8 protein-coding genes are annotated in these 8660 nt (G+C 51.5%); all 8 read left to right on the top strand.

The window, feature by feature from the left end; all coding sequences use genetic code 11:
• Window positions 1-541: guanylate kinase (gene gmk / locus AC1DUA_RS12520; protein ID WP_477500066.1), on the top strand; the 541-nt coding region annotated here is incomplete at its 5' end.
• Window positions 542-757 carry a DNA-directed RNA polymerase subunit omega gene (gene rpoZ, locus AC1DUA_RS12515; RefSeq protein WP_477500065.1) on the top strand — a complete coding sequence of 72 codons (216 nt, stop codon included), beginning with the start codon at window positions 542-544 and terminating at the stop codon, window positions 755-757.
• Window positions 758-833: 76 nt separating this feature from the next.
• Window positions 834-2054: a bifunctional phosphopantothenoylcysteine decarboxylase/phosphopantothenate--cysteine ligase CoaBC gene (gene coaBC / locus AC1DUA_RS12510; RefSeq protein ID WP_477500064.1), complete on the top strand. Its 1221-nt coding sequence runs from the start codon at window positions 834-836 to the stop codon at window positions 2052-2054.
• A complete protein-coding gene (priA, locus tag AC1DUA_RS12505; protein ID WP_477500063.1) occupies window positions 2054-4567 on the top strand; it encodes a primosomal protein N' in 2514 nt (837 codons plus the stop codon). Before coaBC ends, priA begins: the two co-directional genes overlap by 1 nt.
• Before the next feature lie 40 nt (window positions 4568-4607).
• Complete coding sequence (def, locus tag AC1DUA_RS12500; protein ID WP_477500062.1) at window positions 4608-5090, top strand: peptide deformylase; 483 nt, start codon at window positions 4608-4610, stop codon at window positions 5088-5090.
• 11 nt (window positions 5091-5101) lie between these two features.
• Window positions 5102-6055 carry a methionyl-tRNA formyltransferase gene (fmt, locus tag AC1DUA_RS12495; protein WP_477500067.1) on the top strand — a complete coding sequence of 318 codons (954 nt, stop codon included), beginning with the start codon at window positions 5102-5104 and terminating at the stop codon, window positions 6053-6055.
• A 90-nt stretch (window positions 6056-6145) separates the two neighbouring features.
• On the top strand, window positions 6146-7537 hold the full coding sequence (rsmB, locus tag AC1DUA_RS12490) for a 16S rRNA (cytosine(967)-C(5))-methyltransferase RsmB (RefSeq protein WP_477500061.1): 1392 nt from the start codon (window positions 6146-6148) through the stop codon (window positions 7535-7537).
• A 96-nt stretch (window positions 7538-7633) separates the two neighbouring features.
• Window positions 7634-8660, top strand: a 1027-nt coding sequence (gene rlmN / locus AC1DUA_RS12485; protein ID WP_477500060.1) for a dual-specificity RNA methyltransferase RlmN, incomplete at its 3' end; no start/stop codon positions are given.

Genomic DNA, 8660 nt, shown 5'->3' with positions numbered 1-8660 from the left:
GCGCAAGTGCTCTCCGGATATCGTATATTCCGTATCGGCTACAACCCGCTCTCCGAGACAAGGGGAAGTCGACGCTGTCAATTATTTCTTCAAAACGCGGGAGCAATTCCAACAAATGATTGATTCGGATGAAGTGTTGGAATGGGCAGAATACGTAGGTAATTTCTACGGAACGCCGAGACGTTTTGTTGAAGAAACGCTGCGCTCCGGCAAAGACGTCATCCTGGAGATTGAAGTTCAGGGCGCTTTGCAGGTGAAACAGAAGTTTTCTGAAGGCGTGTTTATTTTCTTGCTGCCTCCTTCGCTGGATGAGCTTGAGAATCGAATTGTAACGCGTGGTACAGAAACGGACGAAGTCATCCGTAGTCGCATGTCGATCGCGATAGACGAAATCCGTTTAATGGAACACTACGACTATGCAATTGTGAATGACCATGTGGAATCAGCTTGTTCCAAAATACAAGCAATTCTCACGGCTGAACATTGCAAAAAAGAGCGTGTGTATCCGAAAATCGTACAATGGATAGATGAGGTGAAATAAATGTTATACCCTTCAATTGATAAATTGCTAGATATCGTAGACAGCAAGTATTCATTGGTTGTCGCTGCATCCAAAAGAGCGCGATCTCTTCGCGACGGCGCTAAATCAGATTTGAAAGGTCAAAAAGCTCATAAGCATGTTGGTGTTGCGCTTGAAGAGCTTTACGGCCACTACATTGGCTATGAGAAAATCGAGCCGACAGAGAACGAGAAATAGAAATAAATTGCTTACCCAACAACCCTTTGTGGTTGTTATTTTTTTCTCAGAATAGCAGATAGAAAGGGGGATACCCATGAGTGCTTTGCAGGGTAAAACGATTGTACTTGGCGTGTGTGGAGGGATTGCTGCCTACAAAGCGGCTGCGCTCACGAGCAAGCTGACTCAGGCGGGGGCTGTGGTGCGTGTCATAATGACAGAATCCGCTGTTCAATTCGTGGCGCCGCTAACATTTCAAGTTCTGTCTCGTCATCATGTATTTGTGGATACCTTTGATGAGAAAGATCCTTCTGTTGTTTCCCATATTAACTTGGCGGATAGTGCTGATCTCGTGCTAGTTGCGCCAGCAACAGCGAATACGATCGCCAAAATAGCATTAGGGCTTGGCGATGACATGCTCAGCACAACGCTGCTGGCAACGACTGCGCCGATCTGGATTGCGCCTGCGATGAACGTGCATATGTACGAAAATCAAGCCGTGCAGATGAACATGCAGACTTTGCTTAGCCGTGGTGTGCGTTTCATTGAGCCGGGTGAAGGGCAGCTTGCGTGCGGGTATGTCGGCAAAGGCCGGCTTGCGGAGCCGGAGGAGATTTTTGCGGCGGTTGAGCGGCATTTTAAGGGAGAAGTTCGTCGTCTTGAAGGGCAGCGTGTGCTTGTAACGGCTGGAGGCACGGTGGAGCGCATTGACCCGGTTCGTTATATTACGAATGATTCTTCCGGCAAAATGGGCTATGCCATCGCTGAGGAAGCTGTGCGCATGGGAGCTAAGGTAACTCTGGTCTCAGGCCCAAGCGCATTACCTGTGCCTGCCGGTGTTGAGCTGGTTCCTGTTCAGTCCGCCTTGGATATGAGAGAGGCCGTTTTATCCCGTTTTGAGGAAAGCCATGTGGTGATCAAAGCTGCTGCGGTCGCTGACTACCGCTCTGCTGTTATTGCTGATCAAAAAATCAAGAAAAAATCGGATTCGATGACGCTGGAGCTGATTAAAAATCCGGATATTTTACAGGAACTGGGTACGCTGAAAAAGCATCAGTTCGTCATTGGCTTTGCTGCGGAAACCGAGCGGCTCGACGAGCATGCGCTCGACAAGCTGAAGCGTAAGAATTGTGATCTTATTGTCGGGAACGATGTATCGCAGGAAGGGGCAGGCTTTAGCGGGGATACGAATGTGGTGCGTATTTTTGACCGAAACGGACTTGTAGAGGCGCTGCCTATCCTGAGTAAGAAAGATGTAGCGCGCAGACTGCTCGAGTTGACAGCGGATCGTTTACCAACTAAGGCGAGTGAGTCCTGATGTACGCCAAAGTCATTGTAGATGTTCCTGCGAAACAAACGAACCGTGCGTTCGATTATGAAGTCCCTTCGTCTCTAAGGAAGTGGGTCGAGGTGGGGAGTCGTGTAGGCGTACCTTTCGGGCCTCGGGTGCTGCAAGGTTTCGTTGTGGAATTGCAGGAGAACACACAGCTTGATGTGAAACGGATTAAACCTATACAGAACGTTCTGGATCTGGTGCCTCCTTTGACAGATGAGCTTGTGATGCTTGGCAGATGGATCAGCCACATGTATTTGTGCCACGAAGTCACAGCGCTTCAAGCCATGTTGCCTGCTGCACTCAAAGCGAAGTATGAGCGGGCGATTGGGGTTGGTGAGGAGTCCGGTGAACAATCGCTCTTGGACATGCCGGATTTGCAGGCGATCGTAGCCTACGTTAAGTCCAAAGGGTCCGTTCCGATGGACGCGTTGCTGGAACGATTTGCGGCGGACGGTGCCCTTATCAAGCAGTTGCTTGGCGCGGGCATCTTGACGGAAGTCCAGGTAGTTAAGGACCGAATGAGCACGAAGAAGGCGCTAACGGTATTTCCTCCTGCGGGTGGCAGCGGGCTAGAACAGGCGCTTTCTGAGCTTCCGGCGAGAGCCAATAAGCAGAAGGAAGTGCTGCGTTACTTAATGGAGCATCCAAATGCTATTCGGCTTACGGAGTTAATGGAAACCGTGGAAGTAGGTGCTTCAACGGTCAAAAGCTTAGCCGATCGCGGATGGATCGAGCTGCGCGAAGTCGAAGTGATGCGCGACCCTTATGCGGGTCGTGCTTTTGTGAGGACGAAGCCGCTTCCGTTAACGGAGGAGCAGAGCTCTGTTTTCGCGGAAATTCGGGATGCTGTCGCTGAGGAGCACCATGAGGTCTTTCTTTTGCATGGTGTCACAGGCAGCGGTAAAACGGAAGTGTATATGCAATCCATCCAGCAATGCTTGGATATGGGGAAAGAAGCGATTGTGCTTGTACCCGAAATCTCGCTGACACCGCAAATGGTCGAACGCTTCAAAGGGCGATTCGGCGATCTGGTTGCTGTGCTGCACAGCCGGTTATCGAATGGGGAACGATACGACGAATGGCGCAAAATTACCCGCAAGCAAGTGAAGGTGGTTATCGGCGCACGTTCCGCGATTTTTGCTCCTTTTACGAAAATAGGACTTATTATTATTGATGAGGAACATGAGTCCTCTTATAAGCAGGWAGAGAGTCCCAAATATCATACTCGCGATGTGGCGGTTAAGCGTGCAAGCATGCAGGGATCGGTCGTTGTGCTCGGTTCAGCAACACCTTCGCTAGAGAGCTTGGAGAGAACAAGGCGGCGCAGGGATCGGGCTGAGCCTCCTTACAGATTGCTCACGATGAAAGAGCGTGTAGCCAGCAGGCCGATGCCTCCTGTTGCGATTATCGATATGCGGGAGGAACTGAAAAGCGGAAATCGCTCGATGTTTAGCACGGCGCTGTATAAAGCCATTGAAGATCGGTTACACAAGAAAGAACAGATTGTTTTGCTGCTGAACCGGCGAGGGTATGCGACTTTCGTCATGTGCCGTACCTGCGGGTACGTCTCGACATGTCCGCATTGTGATATTTCACTAACGTACCATCAGAGCTCGCACATGCTGCGCTGTCACTATTGCGGCTATGCGGAACGTGAGGTAACCGAGTGTCCTAGCTGTCAGTCCAAGCATATTCGTCATTTTGGTACGGGTACGCAGCGTGTCGAAGAGGAACTTGGTAAAATATTCCCAGGCATTCGCGTTATTCGAATGGATGTCGATACGACGACAGAGAAGGGCTCGCACGAAAAGTGGCTGACAATGTTCCGTGAAAAGCAGGCGGATGTGCTGCTTGGGACGCAAATGGTCGCCAAAGGGCTTGATTTTCCCGACGTGACCCTAGTTGGGGTTATTGCTGCGGATACGGTGCTGAATATTCCGGATTTCCGTTCGGCGGAGCGAACCTTTCAGCTTTTAACACAGGTAGCCGGGCGTGCGGGCCGTCATGAAAAGCAGGGGGAAGTATTCGTCCAGACGTACACGCCTGAACATTATAGCGTGCAATACGCAAGTCAGCATGACTTTATCGCTTTTGCCAACCATGAGTTGGATGTTCGTGCAAATTTAGGTTATCCGCCTTATCAGCGCTTGATTTTGGTCACTTTTTCACATGAACAGGTGCCGCTTTTGGTGCGCTTCGCGGAAGCTTTTGTTACGAGGCTCAAAGAGATCGCGCTAGAGTATTCCACGAAACAAATTGACCTATTTTCAGACGCTGTCTCCCGAGACAACTCCTTCCAAATGGACGTGCTAGGCCCAGTCGCATCGCCTATTTCCCGAATCAAAGATAGATATCGATTCCAATGCGTGGTAAAATATCGTGGGGAAGATCAGGCGGCAGAGATTGTTGGCCGGACGGTGGCCTGGTTTGAAGAGCGCTCATCGAAGGAAAAGCTGCTGATCAGTGTGGATGTTGACCCGCAATATTTGATGTAAGAAATCCCAAATAGAGAAGACTCAAAGGTAGGTGCACGTTATGGCTATTCGTATTATTGTCAAAGATCCAGATCCTGTGCTGCGGGAAAAGGCGATCACAGTGACCAAATTTAATTCCAATCTGCATAAATTGCTCGACGATATGGCAGACACGATGTATGAGGCAGAGGGCGTAGGCCTTGCTGCTCCGCAAATCGGTATTCTCAAACGCGTTATTGTGATGGACTGCGGTGAAGAGCACGGCGGATTGATCGAAATGGTCAACCCAGAAATCGTCTCCTCCAGCGGCGAACAACACGGACCGGAAGGCTGCTTAAGTATCCCTGGTCTTCGCGGTGATGTCACACGTGCAATGAACGTAACGGCCAAAGGCCAAGATCGTAACGGAAATCCAATTGAAGTTAAAGGCACTGAGCTGCTAGCTCGCTGCATTTTCCATGAAATTGATCACTTGAACGGGATTCTGTTTACGGATCTGGCAACCAAAACATATACTAGTGATGAAGAGGAAGATTCTGAGTGAATATCATTTTCATGGGTACACCGGATTTTGCAGTACCTTCCCTGCAGGCTCTCCTGGAGGAAGGCTATAACGTGACGACGGTTGTCACGCAGCCCGATCGGCCCAAAGGGCGCAAGCGCGTCCTGACGCCGCCGCCGGTGAAGGTGGAGGCGGAGAAGCACAGCATTCCCGTACTGCAGCCTGAGAAGCTGCGCCAAGCGGATTCGGTGGAGCTTTTGCGCCAGCTGAAGCCTGATCTGATTGTGACGGCTGCCTATGGTCAGATTTTGCCCAAGGCTGTTCTTGATCTGCCGAAATATGGCTGCATTAACATTCATGCGTCGTTACTGCCTAAGTATCGCGGCGGAGCACCGATTCATCATGCTGTGCTGCGCGGCGAAGCAACTACAGGCGTCACGATTATGTATATGGCCGTTGGACTGGATACGGGCGACATGATTTCCCATGTGGAGCTTCCAATTGAGGATAGTGACACGACGGGGACTTTGTTTGAGAAGCTAAGCATCGCCGGCAGCGAGTTGTTGAAACGCACCTTGCCGGATTTACTGGCAGGACGTATTCAGGCTGTCCCGCAGAATGAGGCTGATGCGATCTATTCCCCGAATATCCGCAGGGAGGACGAGCTGATTGACTGGTCGCGTTCGGCGGTGGAGATTTGGAATCAAGTGCGTGGCCTGAATCCTTTCCCTGGGGCTTACACCCTTTGGAATGGGGAAGTCATGAAGGTTTGGGAGAGCGTGAATCCGAAGGAGGCAACAAGCCGCAGCTTCGCAGAAGCTCCTGCTCCCGGGACGGTTCTTGGCAACAGCGAGCACGGTATTGAAGTGATGACCGGCGAAGGTACGCTATGGCTGACCCATATTCAACCTGCTGGCAAAAAGGCGATGCCCGTCTCTGAATTTATTCGCGGCGTGCAAATCGCAGYAGGTACGACATTCGGAAGTATGGGCGAAAATCAGCCATAACTTAACAAAAATGAGGTATTCGATTTGTCAACGCATAAACCAAACCGTCCGCAACATGGATCTAACCAGACACAAGGGGCTCGCAAGCCCTTGTCATCAAAAACCTCCGGGGGCGCTGCGAAGAGCAGCGCTGTTAAGCATTCTGCCCGCGAAGCGGCGCTGGATGTATTGACTCGGGTAGAAGAGAATCAATCGTACAGCAATCTTCTGCTGAATCAGGTTTTGCAGAAGCATGCCCTGGAACGGGCCGATGCAGGGCTGGCGACTGAACTTGTGTATGGGACCATCGGACGTAAAAATACGATTGATTTCTTTTTGGAACGTTTTGTGAGCAAAGGGCTAGCGAAGCTCGAGCCATGGGTTAGAAGCTTGCTGCGGCTGAGTTTCTATCAGCTGCATTATTTGGACCGCATCCCCGACCATGCGGTCGTCAGCGAAGCGGTCAATATCGCGAAGCGCCGAAGCCACCAGGGCATCTCGGGCATGGTCAACGGCGTGCTGCGCGCAATCATCCGCAGCAAAGCGGAACTTACCCTTCCGGCCGCGCTCGGGGACGTCAAGCGCATCGCGCTGGGCCACTCTCATCCAGAGTGGCTCGTGCGAAGGTGGATTCGTCAGCTTGGTCCTGAGCTGACGGAACAGATCTGTGCGGCGAACAATGAGCCGCCGCACGTGAGCATTCGCGCGAACGCGAGGCACCGCAGCCGTCTGGAGCTGCTGGAGCAGCTCCAGGGCAGCGGTCTCAGCGCGGAAGCGTCAAAGCTGGCCCCGGCCGGCATTCTTGTGCAGGGGGCCGGGAACATGGCTTTGTCCCCCGGCTTCCAGCAGGGGGACTTCTCGATTCAAGACGAGAGCTCCATGCTCGTCGCCGAAGCTCTTGATCCACGTCCAGGCATGACGGTGCTGGACTGCTGCGCCGCCCCTGGCGGCAAGACCGCTCACATCGCGGAGAAGATGGATGATAGCGGTAATATTTGGGCTTGTGATCTGCATGAGCACAAGCAGAAGCTGATCGCAGATCAGGCGGAGCGTCTGGGACTGACGTCGATTCAGACACTTGTGATGGACGCTGCGAAGCTGGACGAGCATTTTGCGGCGGAGTCGTTCGACCGCATCCTGCTCGATGCGCCGTGCTCCGGGTTAGGCGTCATTCGCCGCAAACCTGACTTGAAGTGGGCGAAGCAGGAAGCCGAGATTGATGCGATCAGCGAGCTGCAGTACGCGATCTTAAGCCGGGTACACCGGTTGCTGAGGCCTGGCGGCGTGCTGGTCTACAGCACGTGTACAATTGAGCATGCGGAGAACGCGGGCATGGTGGAGCGTTTCCTCGCGGAGCATCGCGATTTCGAGCTCGCTCCGCTGCCTGCGGAAGCTTTTGCGAGCGTTGACCCTGCGGCTGCTGCCGCCGGGATGGTGCAGATTCTGCCGCAGCAGTTTCATTCAGACGGCTTTTTCATTGCACGGTTGCGCAAGCGTGCTTAGCTTCAAGAGGGGGATGTGTGTTCGTCCCCGCTTTGTGATAAAATAAACAGGATTAGCAATAATGATGGAATAAATAACAACAGGTTGTGATAAATAGTGTCTAATAAACCGTATTTGAAAGAAAAACCATTTGTATATGATTTAAACTGGGATGAGTGGCAGAGCTGGGTAAAAGAAAACGGCGAGTCCTCATTTCGAGCTGGGCAAATTTTTGACTGGCTGTATATTAAGCGTGTGTTCAGCTTCGACGAGATGTCCAACTTGCCGAAGACGCTGCGCGACAAACTGAAGGATCAGTTTGAGTTCGTAACGCTGGCCGAGATCGCAAAGTACCAGTCGCAGGACGGTACCGTCAAGTTCTTATTTGAACTTGAAGATAAGAATGCGATCGAGACTGTCGTCATGAAGCATAACTATGGCAACAGCATTTGCGTCACTACGCAAGTAGGCTGCCGGGTTGGCTGTACATTTTGCGCATCTACGCTGGGCGGTCTTAAGCGGGATTTGAGACCTGGGGAAATTGTGGCTCAGGTTGTGAAAGCTCAGAAGCTGCTCGATGAGACGGGGGAGCGCATTTCTTCCATCGTGATTATGGGTATCGGCGAGCCATTTGAGAATTATGAAGCGACGATGAATTTCTTGCGCGTGATGATTCATCCGAAGGGTTTGAACATTGGGCAGCGTCATATTACCGTTTCGACAAGCGGAATTGTGCCAAACATTTACAAGTTCGCAGATGAGAATCTACAAGTCAACTTGGCGATTTCTATCCATGCTCCGAATGATACGCTGCGCTCGAAACTGATGCCAGTCAATCGTAGATTTCCTTTCGTTGATTTGATCGAAGCATGTAAGTATTATATTGCCAAAACTGGCAGACGCATCACGTTCGAATATGCCCTCATGGGGGAAGTGAATGATCAGGCTGAACATGCAGAAGAACTGGCGCAAGTGTTGAAGGATATGCCGCTTAGCCACGTGAACCTGATTCCTGTGAATTTCGTGGCCGAACGGGATTTCAAACGTACGCCAAGGGACGATATTTTCACCTTCCAACGTATTCTTGAGAAGGCCAAAATTAATGCCACCATACGCCGTGAACACGGCAGTGACATCGCTGCTG

Source organism: Paenibacillus sp. 01T422 (assembly GCF_056398785.1).
Note: the sequence above shows the minus strand (reverse complement) of the source record. Positions and strands in the feature narration are given on the sequence as shown.